The sequence below is a fragment of the Amycolatopsis sp. lyj-90 genome, assembly GCF_046549035.1.
Taxonomy (GTDB): domain Bacteria; phylum Actinomycetota; class Actinomycetes; order Mycobacteriales; family Pseudonocardiaceae; genus Amycolatopsis.
Genome location: NZ_JAJPWP010000001.1, coordinates 399,117 through 415,704, shown reverse-complemented (window position 1 = coordinate 415,704; position 16,588 = coordinate 399,117). Strand labels below are relative to the sequence as shown.

12 protein-coding genes are annotated in these 16,588 nt (G+C 66.4%); 8 read left to right on the top strand and 4 right to left on the bottom strand.

The window, feature by feature from the left end; translation table 11 throughout:
- Positions 1-100 precede the first annotated feature (100 nt).
- From ACLJPX_RS01675 to ACLJPX_RS01665, 3 genes are all read left to right on the top strand, one after another.
- Complete coding sequence (locus ACLJPX_RS01675) at positions 101-706, top strand: TetR/AcrR family transcriptional regulator (protein WP_410598374.1); 606 nt, start codon at positions 101-103, stop codon at positions 704-706.
- Between the two features lie 95 nt (positions 707-801).
- Positions 802-1,881: an oxygenase MpaB family protein gene (locus ACLJPX_RS01670; RefSeq protein WP_410598373.1), complete on the top strand. Its 1,080-nt coding sequence runs from the start codon at positions 802-804 to the stop codon at positions 1,879-1,881.
- A complete protein-coding gene (locus tag ACLJPX_RS01665; RefSeq protein ID WP_410598372.1) occupies positions 1,878-2,504 on the top strand; it encodes a TetR/AcrR family transcriptional regulator in 627 nt (208 codons plus the stop codon). Before ACLJPX_RS01670 ends, ACLJPX_RS01665 begins: the two co-directional genes overlap by 4 nt.
- Positions 2,505-2,587: 83 nt before the next feature.
- On the opposite strand, the gene ACLJPX_RS01660 is transcribed toward ACLJPX_RS01665, so the two are convergent.
- The 3 genes from ACLJPX_RS01660 to ACLJPX_RS01650 form a co-directional block, all read right to left on the bottom strand.
- Entirely contained in the window at positions 2,588-3,355 is a 768-nt protein-coding gene (locus tag ACLJPX_RS01660; RefSeq protein WP_410598371.1) for a twin-arginine translocation pathway signal protein, read from the bottom strand.
- A gap of 331 nt (positions 3,356-3,686) precedes the next feature.
- Complete coding sequence (locus tag ACLJPX_RS01655; RefSeq protein WP_410598370.1) at positions 3,687-4,568, bottom strand: CU044_5270 family protein; 882 nt, start codon at positions 4,566-4,568, stop codon at positions 3,687-3,689.
- The gene (locus ACLJPX_RS01650) at positions 4,561-5,133 is read right to left on the bottom strand and encodes an RNA polymerase sigma factor (protein ID WP_410598369.1); all 573 of its coding nucleotides are present in this window, start codon (positions 5,131-5,133) and stop codon (positions 4,561-4,563) included. Before ACLJPX_RS01650 ends, ACLJPX_RS01655 begins: the two co-directional genes overlap by 8 nt.
- A gap of 209 nt (positions 5,134-5,342) precedes the next feature.
- Here ACLJPX_RS01650 and ACLJPX_RS01645 point away from each other — a divergent pair, with 209 nt between their 5' ends.
- Positions 5,343-6,287 carry an RNA-binding protein gene (locus ACLJPX_RS01645; protein ID WP_410598368.1) on the top strand — a complete coding sequence of 315 codons (945 nt, stop codon included), beginning with the start codon at positions 5,343-5,345 and terminating at the stop codon, positions 6,285-6,287.
- Positions 6,288-6,370: 83 nt separating this feature from the next.
- Here the strand turns inward: ACLJPX_RS01645 and ACLJPX_RS01640 are convergent, their stop codons facing one another.
- Positions 6,371-7,300: a phosphotransferase family protein gene (locus ACLJPX_RS01640; RefSeq protein ID WP_410598367.1), complete on the bottom strand. Its 930-nt coding sequence runs from the start codon at positions 7,298-7,300 to the stop codon at positions 6,371-6,373.
- A 334-nt stretch (positions 7,301-7,634) separates the two neighbouring features.
- Here ACLJPX_RS01640 and ACLJPX_RS01635 point away from each other — a divergent pair, with 334 nt between their 5' ends.
- The 4 genes from ACLJPX_RS01635 (at position 7,635) to ACLJPX_RS01620 (ending at position 16,578) form a co-directional block, all read left to right on the top strand.
- Positions 7,635-8,336, top strand: coding sequence for a glycosyltransferase family 2 protein (locus ACLJPX_RS01635; protein WP_410598366.1), 702 nt, complete (start codon positions 7,635-7,637; stop codon positions 8,334-8,336).
- Between the two features lie 87 nt (positions 8,337-8,423).
- A complete protein-coding gene (locus ACLJPX_RS01630) occupies positions 8,424-12,023 on the top strand; it encodes a P-loop NTPase fold protein (protein WP_410598365.1) in 3,600 nt (1,199 codons plus the stop codon).
- 386 nt (positions 12,024-12,409) lie between these two features.
- A complete protein-coding gene (locus tag ACLJPX_RS01625) occupies positions 12,410-15,664 on the top strand; it encodes an NACHT domain-containing protein (protein WP_410598364.1) in 3,255 nt (1,084 codons plus the stop codon).
- Between the two features lie 308 nt (positions 15,665-15,972).
- Positions 15,973-16,578: a hypothetical protein gene (locus tag ACLJPX_RS01620; protein ID WP_410598363.1), complete on the top strand. Its 606-nt coding sequence runs from the start codon at positions 15,973-15,975 to the stop codon at positions 16,576-16,578.
- Positions 16,579-16,588: the final 10 nt, after the last annotated feature.

The following is a 16,588-nucleotide window of genomic DNA, read 5'->3' as shown; positions in this document are numbered from 1 at the left end:
GCGGCCCCCTTGCCTGCGTCCGGCTACCTACCTGTCGGTAAGAAACGAGTGAACGTAACGCAGGTTACGCAACACGCGTTACGGAAGCTAGGATGAATTCGTGGCCCGCCGGATCCGAGACCCCGAAAGCCGCCAGCGCGTCATCGCCGCGGCCTGGCGGCTCGTCGCCGCGCAGGGAGTGCACGCGACGACCATGCGGGGCATCGCCACCGAGGCCGGGGTGACCACCGGTTCGGTGACCCACTACTTCGAGGACAAGGCCGAGGTCATGGCCTCGGTCCTGCGGTACAACAACAAGCTCGCCGCGAACCGGGTGCTCGAAGCCACCGCGGGCAAGAGCGGGCTGAAGGCCATCGACCAGTTCGCGAAGGCGATGCTGCCGCTCGACGAAGACAGGCTGAAGTCGTGGACGGTCTGGCTCGCGTTCTGGGGACAGCACGAAGCCCATCGGCTCGTCACCCGCGAAGGGGCCGCCGCCGGATACGGCGCGATGAGCGGTTGGCTCGTCCAGGCGTTCACCGACGCCGTGGCCACCGGTGAACTGCCGCCGGATCTCGATCCGCGCTACGAGAGCGACCGGATGCAGGTCATGATCGGCGGGCTCGGGCTCATGGCGGGCGGCGCCCCGCAACTGCTCGGCGACGTCCGACGGCGGTCGCGGCGAATGCTGACCGAACACCTGGCCACCCTCTCCCCCAAACCCTGACAGCCCCGGAAACCGCCTTCCGGCAAGGGCTTGCCCAATTACTACAGCTCTGTATATTGATTACTACAGTCCTGTACATTGACTCGGAGGCGACGATGGCGGTCGGGCAAGAGGTCGGGAAGCGCGGGTCGGCGGAGATCGCACCGCACGAGGACTACGGGTTCTTCGGTCCGGATTCGGTTTCCTGGAAGGTGTGGGGCTATCCGACCTCGCTGACGGTCGGCTTCCAGCGTGCCGTGGTGATCGAGGAACTGGATCCGGCACTCGTCGCGTCGGTCGACGAAACGCGGGCGATCCGCGACCGGCCGCGGACCCGCTACGACCGGACCCTCCGGTACTTCGCGATGGTCGTCTTCGCCGGTTCGCGCGACATGATGAAGGCCGCGGACATCCTGGTGAAGGTGCATTCCAAGGGGATCGGGATCGAGCCGCTCTCCGGCGAACCCTATGACGCCAACGATCCGAAGTCGCAGCTGTGGATCCACCTGACGGCCTGGCATTCCATCCTCTACGCCTACGAGAAGTACGGGCCGGGCAGGCTCAGCGATGCCGAGGAGGAGCAGTACTGGCGGGAATGCGCTGTCGCCGCGGAGTTCCAGACCTGCGACGTCGCCGACATCCCGCGTGACCGCGCCGGGATTCAGGCGTACTTCGACCACATGCGGCCGCGGCTGGCCGGTTCCGACGTCGCGCGGTCGACGATGGACCATCTGCTGCACGCGGAGGTCATGCTCCCGCCGACACCCGCGGTGTTCCGGCCGATCACCTGGCTCGTGGCGCGGGCGCTGCGGATCGGTACGATCGCGACCATGCCCGGGTGGATGAGGGAGATGTCAGGGCTGCGCCAAGGGCGTCTGCTCGACGTGCTGATCACCCCGGTCATGAAGATCGCCTTCCGGCTCCCCCAGTTCAACCGCCGGCTGAAGGTGGCGCTGCTCAAACGGCTTTCCCCCGCCACCGTGCCCGTCGCGGCCCCCGTCCTGCTCGGGATCCCGCCGCTGAACCCGGTCACGCTCACCCCGGCGGAAGCGCGGGAGAAGTACGGCTACCCGAAACCCGCGGACGCGCATCTCGAGTGGCGCGCCAAGCAACACGAAAAGGTCTTCGGCGCCAAGCAAAAGCCGAGCGACGCCGGCCTCGTCGAGTCGGAACCGATCCTCGGGTCCCTCACATGAGCGGCAGGCGGCCGTACACGGCGCGGATGCCGATCGAAGAGCGGCGGACGCAGGTGCTCGACGCGGCCTTGCGGATCATCGCGGGCGAGGGGTACCGGGCGGTGTCGATCGACCGCATCGCACGCGACCTGGACGTCACCAGGCCGGTCGTCTACAACGCGTTCGACGGGCTCGACGCCCTGCTGAGGGCTTTGCTCGAACGCCAAGAGCGGCGGGTGGTCAAGCAACTGCTGTCCACGATCTCGACCGAGGTCGACCTGCTCGATCCGGCCGCTTACCTGAACCGGACGATCACCGCCCTGGCCACGATGGTCACCTCGGATCCGCTCACCTGGAAGCCGGTCTTCCTGATCTCGGTGGAGGCACCGGCGGTCGTCCGGGAGCGGATCGACCGCAACCGGAACCTCGTCCGCGAGCGGATCCAGACCATCGTCGAGATGTCCGTCGCCGAGCGGAAGGCCGGATCGAAGATCGACGCGGGAGTCGTCGCACACTCCCTCGTCGCGATCGGTGAATACTTCGGCCGCCTGCTGCTGGAGGACCCGGACGCGGTCGACGTCGACCACCTCGCCTCGACGGTCACCGCCTTGTTCGAGCCGGTGCGACGCTCAGCCCTCGCCTAGTCTCGTCCGATGCCGTCCGCCACGCAGCCACCGGCTGACGCGGCGGACGGCATTCTCTCAGGCGCAGAGCAGCAGGACTTGCGCTAGTCGGGACGGCCGACCTGGGTGTTCGCCAGGTCGAGACCGATCGCGAAGTCCGCCGTATAGCCGGTTCCGACCTGCTGTGGACGCAACAGCATTTGAGCTCCGCCGCTGCGGTAGATCGAGTCGCGGCTGTTGGTCGTGTCGGCCGGACCTTTCCGCCGGTACGGTTCGGTCCGCAGATAGGCCGCGCCGAACTCGGGCGTGAAGTAAAGCTGCGACGTGAACTCGTACGGCCGGCCGTTGGTTCCGACGGTGCGAATTTTGACGTGGATATGCAGCGTACGTCCCGTATACCAGCCTGGCAGAATGGTGGTGAACCGGGCAACCCCCGATTGGTCGGTATTCTGGTAGCCGCGCAGGAATCGACGACCGGAACTCCCCTGCGACGGAATGTCCGAATACAGCCCGAACGCGTCGCACTGCCAGAGGTCGATCATCGCTCCCGGCAGTGGCGTGCACACCTGCTGGCGAATTTGCTGAATGGTGAAGTTGATTGCCAGCGCGGTGCCGGGAACCAGTTGTCCAGTGGACGGCTCGCTGCGGATATCGGAGCGGTTGAGCCGCTCGTCCACGAAGTACGGGCCCTCCATCTGCTCTGGCTTGACCACGCAGTCCAGCGTGCAGATCTCGGGTGCGCCCGTGGTGGAGGTGGTGGCACTGGCCGTCGCGGATCCAGCGGCGGCGAGTGTCGCACCAGCGGCGCCGAGCAGAATCAACGCCTGCCGCCGACCGAGCACGCGGCCTACCGGCTCATCATCGTCATGCATACATTTCCTTTTCGCCGAATGATGGGAGCGGGAACTGAGCGCAACAAGATCTTGCCGCAGGGTGCCGCGCGGATCCGATTGTCCGTCATGGCCGGTCTACTGTCGAGAAAGTTCACTCTGGCGCATCATACTTCGACAGGAGAAGCATCTTTGATGGGCCAACTTCTCGAACCTCTACTACGGCATTTCGCCTACGACTTTATGAGGTCCATGATGAGAAAGTACAACAACAGCGACCATTTTCACTTACCGCGTCGCGGGGAGGAAACTCATTTCGCATATGGGGCACGGAAGTGGCCGGGAGCGGGACACGCTCCCGGCCACCGATCCGCTACGCGGGCAGGATGTCGGTCCACTCCGCGTTGATCCTGGCGCCGTCGGGGTTGGCCACCACGTACGCCGCACCGTCCATGGTGATGAAGACCGACGTCCCGTTCACCCGTCCGGTCGCCGGATCGACGACGAGCCGCTCACCCTCGGGCAGCAACAGGCCATGCCCGCCCGGCACCGTGCCGAGGTTTTGGACACCGGGATAGCCGGCGATCAAGCGGAAGGCCGTGGCCCGGACCTCCGGCGTGGCCGGCAGGGTGGACACCAGTGAGATCAACGACTGGAAGCCGGCTTGTTCCCGGTCGCTCGCGGTAAAGCTGCCCGCGCTCGTCCTGGCGTCGCTGCGCTCGAGGGCCTCGGCGATCCAGGCCTTCAACGCGTCCGGGTCCGCCGGCAGGGCACGCAGCTGCTCGAGGGTCAGATCGACGGCGCCCAGCGAGAACGGGGTGGCCGAAGGCGCCCCGATCGGCGAGACCCTGCCTCCCGTCTTCGCTCCCCGCGTCCACGACTGACCGTCCGGCTTGATCCAGTACTCGTACCCACCCGGAGCAGCGGCGCCGTCCACCCCGGTCACCTTCACGTGCCAGTAGGTGCCAGACCCCTCGGGAGAACGCTCGGCGGCGGTGGCGGCCGCGAGCAGGATCTCCTGCCCACTGACCGTTCGCACCGGCGGACCGTCGACCGGTGCGGCCGGCATGACCGCGATCGCCACGGCGGCAGCGGCGGCGGTGAGTCCGGCCCCCGCGATCAGCCATCCGGTCCGCCGCCGGGAGACCCGGCCGCCGCTGATCCGGTTCTGGAGCCGGTGCCTGCTGCGGTCGACCACGTCCTGGGACGGCTCTTCCGGGGCCAGCGCGGCGCGCAGCATCTGCAGGTCATTCATCGAGTGCCTCCGGAGTGAGGATGAAGTTGAGCTTCTTGCGTGCACGGTTGAGCCGGGAACCGACCGTGCCGGAGGAGATACCGAGCGCCGTGGCCACTTCCTCGTACCCGAGCTGGCCGAGCGCCACGAGCAGCAGCACGTCCCGTTCCCCGGCCGACAGCCGCGACAGCGCGTTCGCGAGCTGAGGAAGCAGCCGCCGGGCGGCCACCGACGCGACCACCCTGCTCTCGTGCCCCTCGACCACCGGTGCGACGCTCACCCGTGCCAGCGCCCGATAGTGGCGAGCCTCCCTGCGGCGGTGCCTGGCCACCAGATTCGTGGCGATGCCGAACAGCCAGACCCGCACCTCACCGCGTTCGGCGTCGAACGTGCCGCGCCGGTCGAACGCGACGAGGAACGTCTCCGCGGCGATGTCCTCCGCCGTCTGCGCGTCCAGCCGGCCGGCCACATACCGGTAGATGGCCGCGAAGTAGCGATCGTGCACTTCGGTGAACAGTTCCGGGTCCTGAGGCAACCGGGCGGCCAGGTCGGCATCGGTCACCTGCTCGCCCGTTCCCGCTGTCATATGTCCGCCTCTGACATGTGGATCCTTCCCGTCGACGGTCAGCTTTCACCACCACTTCGCCGTCGGCCGGTTTCTTCTTCCCACCCGGCTGTGACTCGTCGGCACGACAGGACTCGGAGCTTGCTGTTTATCGGGTCGCTGTCGGCGTGGTGGCGCGGCTAACGTGGCCGAATCGATCATCCGCGCTTCGAAGGACGGCCCAGCCGATCATGAGCACGTCGTACGTCCACCGGATCACCAAATACGACCCAGCCGATCGCGACGACCGGGGCGTGTACCGCGGGTCCGAGGACGTGTCGAGCGACCATGGTCCGGTGGAGGGCGCCTACCTCGCCGCCGTGACGGCCTTCGCCGAGGACACCGGCGTGACCCTGCTAAATATCCGCGACCCCGCGGTCACTGGATTCGTCCACTTCGGAGTAGAGCCGCCCATCGACGGCCACGGACTGCACGGGCTCTTCCCCTCCGACCTCACCGGCTACCACGACGGCGCACAGATCACCCTGGACGTCGGGCGTGAACTGGTGCGCGCCATGCTGCGTGACAACGGCGCCTGGTGCCGGCTCGAGGCCGAAGACCGGTTCTTCGTCCATGTCGGCTACGACCAATACATGTACATCGGAAGCGACCAACCGTGCGGACGTGCGGTCGCGCTGACCATCGCGGACGGTTTGTTCGCCGATCCGGTGGACGGCTCGCCCTACGACCCGGATGACGGCGAGCCGTGGGAATCGCGTCCGGCGGACGCGGCGTTCTGGACCGAGGTGGCGGCACTCGTGGCGCAGCGCGGCGGGGTCCTATTGGAAGAGCAGGTCGTCGGCAACCATTCCCGTTGGCATCGGCTCACCGCCGGCACCGTGCCGACCTTGGGCCCACGCGCCCTGCTGAACGTGTGGCCGGACCTGTCCACCGATGTCCCAGCAGTGCTGCGCACGATGTCGCCGGAATTCCTCGGCTGGGCCGTCATCGAGCACGCGGACGGCCGCATCCAGGGCTTCCACGCCGACGGCCATGACCGGGCGGGCCTGGCCGAAGCGTTCGCCGGCGCCCGCGCGGCCAGCCTCCTGTCGCTCACCACCGACGACCACAACCCGCTGCTGGTGGCCGTGCGACCGGACGACGACGGAATCGTCCGCGCCCGCTGGCCCAGCTGATTCACGGCGGACGTCCGCTCCTCGGTTGACCGCGCGCCCGGTCGCCGCACAACGACCGCCTCGCGGCATGAGAGTGCGTTTCGCTACTTGGCGATGAGAGGACCGAGTGCGGGCCACGGCGGTCCTTGGCGGAGCAAGGACAGAATGTGTCGGCCGTGCTGATGTCCATCCGGGAATTCATCGCGGATGTCCCAGCGCCAGGCGGCAACCATCGCTAGCACGAGCCGCCGGCACTCCGCGAGCAGAACTTGGTCGATGTCCGGGTAACGCGTGCTGACCTCCTCTGGCACGTGAGCCACATCAAACTCGATGGGTCCGCTGCAGCAGGTTTCGAAGTCGATGAACAGCAGGCCGTCACGGGTGCTGAGAAGGTTGCCTGGATGCGGTTCGCCGTGCAGCAACTGCTCGGCAGTACCACGGCTGCTGATCTGTTCACGAGCACTCTGCAGCGTGCTGAGGAGGAGATGCCGGTCGGCCTCGGCGAGCGCCGGGGTTTTGTCTCGGTGCATGACCAGCCGTTCAGCTTCTGCGGCCCGGTCCAGGAAGTGCGTGGTTGCGATCTCGACGCTGCGCATGCCGGTGTGCAGACGGTGGAGTACGCCTGCGTATGCGCCTGGGAAGTCCAGGTCAGGACGCACGACCTCGTAGTAAGTCCACAAGGTCACGGCGAAACCGTCACGTTCGTAGACCCGCGGCTCAACCCCAGGCTCCAGCGCCGCGACGGGGCTCGCGGTGTCACCGAGTCGCAGAGCGACTTCGACCTCAAGCGCGGCTACCTCATGTTCCGCCGGTGCTACTCGGGCGAGAACGTCACACGGCAACAGATGCAGGGCGAGCCTGTTCGAATTATGAATCACGACGGCGTCGTCGACCCGCAGACGCAGCTCTCTGGCCAGTGCCGTCGCCGCAGCCATCGCACGGGAAACGCTCTCTGCCTCCACAGACGTAGATCCTCGCATGTGCTCGATCATCGGCACGCCAGTGGACCAGCCGAAATGTGCGCTCGACGGCATGAGCGGACGTTTGCGGTCGTAGACCGAGCGTGTAACAAGGTTGCGGCACCAAGCGACAATTCACCAAGCCAAGATCGCGGCGGGTCAGCTCAAATCGATAGGGGGGCAAGCAGTAGCCGAGCTTGTCCAGGCAAGGACGGACGAGGACCCGAAAATCTCGGCAAGCAACTCCGCACTGGGTTGGTTTGCATGAACAACTCGGCGCCCGTCAAGTTCCAGATGCCGAGCCCACGATGGCGGTTGTCGACGCTGCGCGAACGAGCGGAGTACCACTGTGCAGACCGCAGGCGCCCCGGGCCAGTCTGGGAACCGGCTCCCGGCAGTTTCCTGCTTAATGCCGACTGCTGACAGGCGGCAGCTCGCCCGGCGTGCCATCGACCACTTCCTCAATCAGGACTACTGCAACCGCGAGCTGATCGTCGTCGATAGCGGGACAGACCCGATCGCCGATCTGATTCCTGCCGGTGATCTCGTCCGGTACCACCGGCTGGACGTCCGCAGAAGCATCGGCTGGACAAGGCAGTTCGCCTGCGAGATTGCGGGTGGTGAGATCCTCGTGCAGTGGGATGACGACGACTGGTACGGCAGCCACCGGCTACGACGACAGATCGAACCGATCGCTTGCGGTGACGCCGAGGTGTCGGCGCTGCTCTGGGACTACCTGTACGACGTGCCAGCCCGCCGGTTTTGGCGCAAGGCAGTCCGGCTTCGGTTGAACTACCTTGACAGCGTGGTGTGCGGCACGCTGGCGTTTACCAGATCCGCATGGCAGCGGTCAGCCGGCTACCAGAACGTCTCCCTCGGCGAGGACCTCGGCATGCTCACGGAACTCGTCCGGCAGGGCGCCCGATTCACCCGGGTGAAAAGCGACGGAATCTTCGTCTGTGTCCGCCACTCCGGCAATACGTGGTACTTCGAACCCGTTTCAGGATCCGGGGATGGTGAAGGCTGGTATGAGTCGTCACCACCGTCGTTCCTGCCCGACGAGGAAATCCAGTTCTACAATTCCACAGACCAACCGCACAACCGCTGGTGATGCCTGGTCCAGGAGAGGAACGCGAGCGTGGCACCAACCTCGACGGCCTATGTTGCTGTCAGCGTCGTCGGGCGCAGAGCCGGGTCAATGCCGGGAGTCTCGTGGCGGGCGGTGCTGCGCGCCTTCGACGAGGCGGGGCTGCCTTTGCACACGGTACGGGACAACGGCAGCGCGCCGGGTTTCATCGCGGTGCCCGCGCCGGAGGATCTCGGCGTGCTCGTTGGCTTGCTCCCCGAGGCACTGGCGCGGGCGTACCGCACGGAAACGCGCTCCAGACGATCCGGGGTAGTCGTCGCGGTCCACGTTGAGCAAGACACCGATGAGGCGGACGCGTTGATGACATGGCTGTCCGCCGCAGGTGAATCGCACACGATCGAGGGCGGGCTCAGCGTGATCGTGTCGGCCGCTACATTCCGACTGCCGTGGGCACGCGACGAGTCGGCGTGGGACTCCGTCGAGATCGGGAACGGAGCGGCGACGGCGTGGCTGTCCGTGCCCGAGCCCGCCCCGCAGTGGGCGGACCTGCGCGGCCTGCCACTCGGTGCTCCGCTCACTGGCCACCAGGGCAGGGTGTGGTGGGGCCGGTGGGGTGTGGTCGGCGGCAGCCCGGTGCTGGCGACCGGCGGAGACGACGAACAGGTGCGGCTGTGGGACCCCCACACTGGGGAAGCCACGATCCTCTCCGGGCACACGGACTGGGTGTCCTGGGGCGAGTGGGGTGAGGTCGACGGCGAGCCGGTGCTGGCCACGGGTTCGCACGACGCCACGGTGATCCTCTGGAACCCAGTAACAGGCACGGCGATTGGCTCACCACTGACCGGCCACAACGGGCAGGTCTGGTGGGGCGCCTGGGGCGAGGCCGACGGCCGGGCCCTCCTGGCGACCGGGAGCAGTACTGGATCCGTGCGGCTGTGGGACCCCGCCACGCCATCGAGGCAGACACCGCTGCAGACCAACAGTTTGGGTGTCCGGTGGGGAGCGTGGGGACGAGTCGACGGGCAGCCGGTTCTCGCGACCGGCGGGAACAACGAGGTGGCACGCCTGTGGTTCCGGGGCGCGGGTTCCGACCCCGTGTCTGTGGACCTTGGCGCGGCTGTCCGGTGGGGCGTGTGGGCCCCGGAACCAGGATCGCCGGTGCTCGCTGTTGGTGACGAGAGCGGTTCCGTGACATTGTGGCGGCCGGACGGCACAACGCTGTCGAGGGTCGTTGTCGAGGGTTCGTCGTGGTGGGGTGCCTGGACGACCGTCGCAGGGCTGCCGATACTCGCTACCGGTGGCGCGGACGGCAAGGTGGTGCTGATCGAGGGCGAGACGGGTGATCTCCTCGCTACCTTGTCCGGGCACACCAGCGCCGTTCGGTGCGGGGCGTGGGCACGGATTGACGGCAGGCTCGTGCTCGCCACCGGCGACGCCGGCGGAACCGTGCGGCTCTGGGATCCGTTCACGCACACCGAGATCGCGAAGCCGTTCACCGGACACACCCACGCCGTAGAGTGGCTGGGCTGGCAGGCGGTGGACGGGAAACCAGTGCTGGCGTCGGGCGGGTTCGAGCCGACGGTGCGGCTGTGGGAGATCGTTACCGATCGGCCGGTGCCCAGGCTCCCGGCCTACCAGTCCGACTCCGCCCACGCCGCAGACGAGTTGTCCCGCGACACCGACGCGACCGCGCTCGCCGAGCTGATCACCGCACGCACGGCGCAGCCGCCGCTCGCGGTCGGTTTGTTCGGCGACTGGGGTGCGGGCAAGAGCCATTTCCTGTCGCTGCTGTGGCAGGAAGTGGACGCGACCGCGAGGTCAGGCAACCCTCTCGCGCACAGCGCGGTACGCCAGATCCGGTTCAACGCCTGGCACTACGCCGAGACCGACCTGTGGGCGAGCCTCGTGGCTGAACTATTCGCACAGCTGGCATCGCCGCCGGACGGTGACGCGCCTGCGGAACAGCGTCGCCACTCACGGCTGGCCGCTGAGTTAGTGGCCGATCATGGGGTGCGGGCCCGGCACCAGGAAGCCCGTGCCCGCTACGAGGCGCTCCGAGCGCAGCTTGCCAAGGCGGAACGCGACGACCAGCGGTCGTGGGCCGGGTTGTCCGACGAGCAGCGCACGGAGCTACAGATCCTGGCGGGTGACCGGGCGGAGTCGGTGTACCGGGACGCGGCCCGGACCATCGCCTTCGCGGGGGATAGCACCAAGAGGTGGCAACGGTTCCTGCGTAGCCTGCGGCCGGTGACCTGGGCGGTGCTGGTACTCGGGCTCCTGGTGACCGCAGCCGTGCTCGTCCTGTTGCCTGTGGTAGCCGGACTGCCCGCAGTGTCTACCGTGGTCGCCCTGCTGGTGGCGCTGCGCACGACGGCGAAGACCAGGGCCGCGCCGGCATGGAGCTTCGCGGTGCGCGCCGCCGAGGCCCAGCAGAATCGGTTGCGTACCGCGGTTGATCGAGCGGCGGCCGAGGTCACCAAACTGGCGCGGGAGGAGCAGAACCTGACCGCGGCAGGCCAGCTGGCCGGGTTGGTTACAGATCGAGCCGAAGACACCGACTACCGCGGCAGGCTCGGGGTGATGACGCGGATCCGTGAGGACTTCCACCGCATGGCCACCCTTCTGACCCAGTCCGCCGACGACGAGGAAGCAGACCGCGACGAGGCGGGCGACACGCTGCCGCGCATCGACCGGATCATCATCTATATCGATGACCTCGACCGATGCCCACCGCAGCGCGTGGTGGAGATGCTGGAGGCGATTCACCTTCTGCTCGCCGTCGACCTGTTCGTGGTCGTTGTCGCTGTGGACCCCCGATGGCTACTGCGGGCGATAACGTCCCACTACCGGGACCTGCTCGACGAGCCTGGTGCCGACTCGGACGACGAGGCGCTTCGGCAGTCCTCGCCCGCGCAGTATCTCGAGAAGATCTTCCAGGTCGTGCTGACCCTGCCACCCATGGAGACCGCCGGCTACCAGCGGCTCCTGCGCACGCTCGTCGGAACGCGCGCCGACCGGCCGGCAACTGTCGAGCCCGAGCAGTCCGCCCGGACCGGCATCTTTCCACAGCACACCGAGATCGCCGACAACGACGATGTGCTCGCTGCCGCCGTGGCGGAATTGCCCGCCGCACGGCCGGTGGAACGCGTCGACCCGCTCACCCTGGAGCCCGAAGAGCTGACATTGCTGGACATCCTCGGCCCGCCGCTGCTTGTAGCAACGCCCCGCGCCGTCAAGCGGCTCGCCAACAGCTACGGCCTGCTGACCGCCATCCGCCGGGACCACCGACACACAGACCTAGCTGAAACGACGATTGACGGGGTGGCCTACCGTCCCTACCGGGTGGGGCTCGTGCTGCTGGCCGTGCTCGTCGCGTACCCGGCGCTCGGTCCATCGTTCCTCGTACACCTACATCACACCGCAGCCGAGCGGCCCGGCATGTCGTGGCCAGCGTTCCTCGACACGCTGCGACCGGTCCGGACGACGGCGTGGGAGAACCCTGCGGAACCGGTGATGAAGCATCCTCGAGCGCAGCAGTGGCAGGCGATGCTCGACGGTCTGCGCGCGGCCGGAAAGGAAGCAGCTCTTCGGGACCTGCCGCTGGCTGAGCCGATCGGCGCCTGGGCGGAATGGGTGGTCGCGGTCGGCAGGCTGTCGTTCCCCGCAGGCGGGATCGTCAACGCCCTAGACCGGCAACGCCCGTTGAAATGAGCGCCAGCCGGTAATTGAGGGAGCGCGGCGGTCCGCATCTGTTTGAAGGTATCGAGCCGCGTACTGCCTGCCTCGGTGAGACATCCAGCCCGCTGCGGCTTCTCACGCCGTTGGGGGTCCGTGATGTCCCCGGTGACCGTCACCTAGACGATCTTCGTGAAGCCCCGCTTAATCTGTCACAAGAGGCCATACAGCCACCATCGCGTGCGCTAAGATGCATGACTCTTCGCGGGCGTGTCCGCTATTCGGCATGAGCGGACGCTCCGAGCTGTCACGGTCTCTCCGGAATCAGTCCCGTTCTGGGTGGTGGACTTCCGGCCTCTGTCGTCCGTAACGGTCGGTAGTGCCGGGGCGACTCGCCATGTATGGAACCGATAGTCCTGCGGGTGGGCACGGCGGTTGTCAGTTCCGCTGTGAAATCGTGGCTGACCAACCGCCGGGCTACGGCCGAGCAGGACAGTTCCTTGGCGGAGTTGGTCCAGACACGTATGGGCGTCGGCTTCTCGCGGAGGCGCTTCGATCGTGAGGTCGAAGCTCTGGTCGACGTGGTCTCCGAGCGGCTCGTGCTGTTGTGCCGACAGGAGATTCCAGATCTCGACGAGGGGGAACGGCTGGCCGCGCTGGCGGAGGTCGCGTCCGCTTTCGAGCGGGCAAATCTTGCTGATGCCGATCTGTTCGAGGTCGACGTCGACGCGTCGAAACTAGCTCGTCGGCTGCGCGCCAACCTGCCGGATGTGCCAGAACGTGCCGGCCTTGGTGATGCCGCGACTTGGTTCTACCGTCGCGTCCTCGAGGAATGCTGCGTCTACTATGTCCGGCTGGTCGTGCACCTGACTCCATTCGCGGCCAGGGCCAGCGCGGAACTGCTCGGTCGGGTCTCCGGTCTGTCTGAACAACTTGAACGAGTGCTCAACAGGATGCCTGCGCCGACGTTGATGGCTCCCGATGGCACGGGATCGGACACGGCGTTTCGTTCGCAATACCTGCGTCTGGTCAGTGAGACCTTGGACGACATCGAGTTGTTCGGAGTGGGCACCCGCTACCGCCCACGGACGACACTGAGCGTCGCCTACGTGAGCCTGACAGTCCGCAGCCGACACACCGGTGTTCATTCCACTGGACCTGCTCACGAGATGCTCTCGTGGCGGGCAGACTCGGTGCAGAGTCAGGATAGCGCCGTCCGGGTAGAGCGAGCGTTAGCGGGATCCGGTCGCATCCTGATCCGCGGTGAGGCAGGCTCGGGCAAGTCGACACTCTTGCGTTGGCTTGCGGTCAACGCCGCCAGAGGGACGTTCCGTGATGAGCTGACCGCTCTCAACGGGCACATCCCCTTTCTTATCAAGCTGCGCAGCTACTCCGGTCGCGCGCTTCCCTCGCCAGAAGAGTTCCTCGACGGGACAGCCCAGCCAGTGACCGCCTTGATGCCGTCCGCCTATGTCCACCGCCAACTCGCTTCGGGGCGCGCGCTCGTGCTGGTCGACGGAGTCGACGAACTCCCAGTTGACGAGCGTGGCGCGGTCCGGACCTGGCTCGGTGACCTGTCGCGCGCCTTTCCGGACATTCGGCTGGTCATCACCTCCAGGCCAGCGGGAGCCGCCGAGACGTGGTTAAGCGTGGAAGGGTTCAGCTCCGCGTGGATCGAGCACATGACCCAGACTGACGTGCGGGCTCTGATCCGACACTGGCACAAGGCCGCACGTGATGCCGGAAGTTTGCCCTGTGCCGAGGAGGATCTGCCCCGCTACGAAGGTGTGCTGCTCGGTCGTCTGGACGGCAGCCCCCACCTGAGAGCGCTCGCGACGACACCGCTGTTGTGTGCGATGTTGTGCGCATTGAACCTCGACCACGCATCGTTCCTCCCGCGCAACCGGCTCGAACTCTACGTCACTGCGCTGTCGGTGCTGCTGGAACGCCGCGACGCTGAGCGGCGCATTCCGCACTCGCTCAAACTCGCCAGCCAGGACGGCCGCCAGCTGCTCCGACACCTCGCGTGGCGGCTGTCCGTGAACGGCCGGTCCGAGCTGAGCAGGGAGGAAGCAATCCGGCGCCTCGTCGAGCGGCTCGCGGCAATGCCGCGAGTCGATCACACGGCCGAGCGTCTGCTCGAGCACCTGGTGCAGCGCAGCGGGATCGTGCGCGAGCCGACGACGGGCAGGATCGATTTCGTCCACCGCACGTTCCAGGAGTTTCTAACGGCGGAGGAGGCGGCGGATCAGGGCGATATCGGCCTGCTAGTACAGAACGCGCATCTGGACCAGTGGCGGGACATCGTGGTGATGGCCGCGGGCCTGGCCAACGCGCCACTGCGGCAGGAGCTGTTCAAGGGCCTGTTCGACCGAGCTGATGCAGAACCGAGGACACGACGAAAGCTCCACTTGCTCGCCGCCGCGGCCATGGAGTCCGCGCCCGCCCTGACGGTGGAACTTGCTGAACGCATGGAACGCGCGATAGCTGCCCTGATTCCGCCAAGGCAGATAGCAGAAGCGCGGTCCCTTGCCGGTGGTGGAGAACTCTTGCTGCCACGTCTTCAGGAGACCGCGAACCTTTCGGAAGCCGCAGCGGCGGCCACTGTGCGGACAGCTGCACTGATCAACGGCCCGGAAGCCTGGCCGGTACTGGAGAAGTTCAGCCGAGATCCACGACCCGGTGTGCAGAAGGAGCTGATCGAGGCATGGCGGTACTTCGATCCCGACGAGTACGCCGCACGTGTGCTTGCCGACGCGCCTCTGCTCGACGGGCGCGCGACCATCGATGACCAGGCACTCCTGCCCGCTGTTAGCAGACTGCGCAACCTTAGCGAATTAAGACTCGATCTCCGTGATCTCACAGAGTTGGAGTTCCTCACGGGACTTCCATGTCTGCGCGGTGCTCAGCTCGCTGGCGACTTCGAAGATCTTGCTCCGCTGGCGCACTGTGCCGAACTGGAATCGTTGCTATTGGCGCCACGTGGCGCGGTCGATCCGAGCGTCCTGGTCCGTCTGCCCGCTCTGAGGTATCTGTTCTTCTACCCCCGCATCGTGTCCGTGACGGATCTCGGGATTTTCAAATCCATGACAGGACTGGTCTCGTTGGGGCTGGAAGGGCTCGGGGAGGTGGACGACTTTTCTCCGCTCGGCGATATGCAGGCGCTGACTCGATTGAGCCTCTACGGCTACCCGGATGGCACCGACCTCGGGCTTCTCGGCAACCTCGCGGACCTTAAGGAATTGGACATCGGACGTACACCGGACGGGGCTGGGCTCGGTGTCCGCGGCGGCTTGCGCCAATTGGCTGCAGCCATTCCTGGAGTAAGGGAGTTGGGGTTCCTCTACGTCCGCCCATTGGAGGACCTTGACCAGTTCGCGCACTTCGCTGCATTGGAGAAGCTGTCGATCCGTCATTGTCACGTCGAAAGTCTCACTCCGCTCGCCACTGCGAGAAGCCTCCGACGTCTCGAAATGGTGACTCCAGTCAATTCAGAACATCTGGCGCAGATCAGCCGACTGACCCGGTTGACGACGCTGGTGATCCTGTCGGGTCTCGACGGTCCGCGGGATATCGACCTGTCCGGTTTGGGCGACGTCAAACTGACGGTTCGCGCCTATCCGAACCGACACAGAATCGTGGGCGCAGGCAGGGGGATCAAGGTTAAGTGGCTCTGATCCCGTCCTGGAGTCACGGCTCTTCGCCACGAACGTCCTCCGTCGACGTCGACGGATACAGCTCATCGACCAACGTTGCTCCATGAGCTCGGCGGCCGTCAGCTCATCGTCATGAGCGGGCGTTCACAGGAACGACCGCTCTGCGGCATGAGAGGGCGTTTGCTACGGGCTGGAGTTTTCGCACTGGTGTAGCGCTTGGCCGCAAGACAGACCGCACTGCTCCAGCAGAGTGACATATTACCTCGATCTGTCACACTCTTTGATGATCTTTGCTAGCGTCCGGGAAATCGACTTGAGGAGGCTGGACGATGGCAGGGGATCTCGGGCGGCGGGCCGCCTTTGGGGTGGCGGCATCTGCGGGTGGCGCGTTGCTGGCCGGTGGCACCGCGGGCGCGGCGGAGTCCACGGTGAACGGCAAGCAGGTGAGCCCGTCGTTCACCGTGGTGGACAAGAGAGGGCGTCAGCGGTTCCTGCTCGACAGCCGTAAGCCGCCGTTGATCATCGACGGTCAGACCTTCCCGCCCGAGCGACGCTCCGGGCCGGAGAACGGCTCCTATCTGATTTTCAACGACGAGACCGGTGACGAAAAAGGCGGCCTGCTCGTCCACCCCACCGGCGGCCGCATCGCCTTCGACTATCCGCACGCGGTGGACGGGATCAATCTCAGCCTGTCCGCGAAGGACGGCGTGGGTGGCGCGGGCCTGACCATCAACGGCATCCCGGATCCCGACGCCGGGCCCGGCGTCCGTGCCACGCCGCGCGCGCTCTTCGGCTGCCACACCACCTTCGGCGCGCAACTGGCGTTGTGCGATTCACAAGGACGTCCGAGAATCGTGCTCCAGGTCGACGAGAACGACCGGCCGACCATCAAGATCCTTGACGGGGACGGCAAAACGATCAACGAACTGGCATGAACCTCCGGCG

Coding starts and splice junctions, on each gene's coding strand:
- ACLJPX_RS01670 (WP_410598373.1), top strand. CDS start 802: ATGGCGGTCGGGCAAGAGGTCGGGAAGCGCGGGTCGGCGGAGATCGCA.
- ACLJPX_RS01665 (WP_410598372.1), top strand. CDS start 1,878: ATGAGCGGCAGGCGGCCGTACACGGCGCGGATGCCGATCGAAGAGCGG.
- ACLJPX_RS01660 (WP_410598371.1), bottom strand. CDS start 3,355: ATGCATGACGATGATGAGCCGGTAGGCCGCGTGCTCGGTCGGCGGCAG.
- ACLJPX_RS01655 (WP_410598370.1), bottom strand. CDS start 4,568: ATGAATGACCTGCAGATGCTGCGCGCCGCGCTGGCCCCGGAAGAGCCG.
- ACLJPX_RS01650 (WP_410598369.1), bottom strand. CDS start 5,133: ATGACAGCGGGAACGGGCGAGCAGGTGACCGATGCCGACCTGGCCGCC.
- ACLJPX_RS01645 (WP_410598368.1), top strand. CDS start 5,343: ATGAGCACGTCGTACGTCCACCGGATCACCAAATACGACCCAGCCGAT.
- ACLJPX_RS01640 (WP_410598367.1), bottom strand. CDS start 7,300: ATGCCGTCGAGCGCACATTTCGGCTGGTCCACTGGCGTGCCGATGATC.
- ACLJPX_RS01635 (WP_410598366.1), top strand. CDS start 7,635: ATGCCGACTGCTGACAGGCGGCAGCTCGCCCGGCGTGCCATCGACCAC.
- ACLJPX_RS01630 (WP_410598365.1), top strand. CDS start 8,424: ATGCCGGGAGTCTCGTGGCGGGCGGTGCTGCGCGCCTTCGACGAGGCG.
- ACLJPX_RS01620 (WP_410598363.1), top strand. CDS start 15,973: ATGGCAGGGGATCTCGGGCGGCGGGCCGCCTTTGGGGTGGCGGCATCT.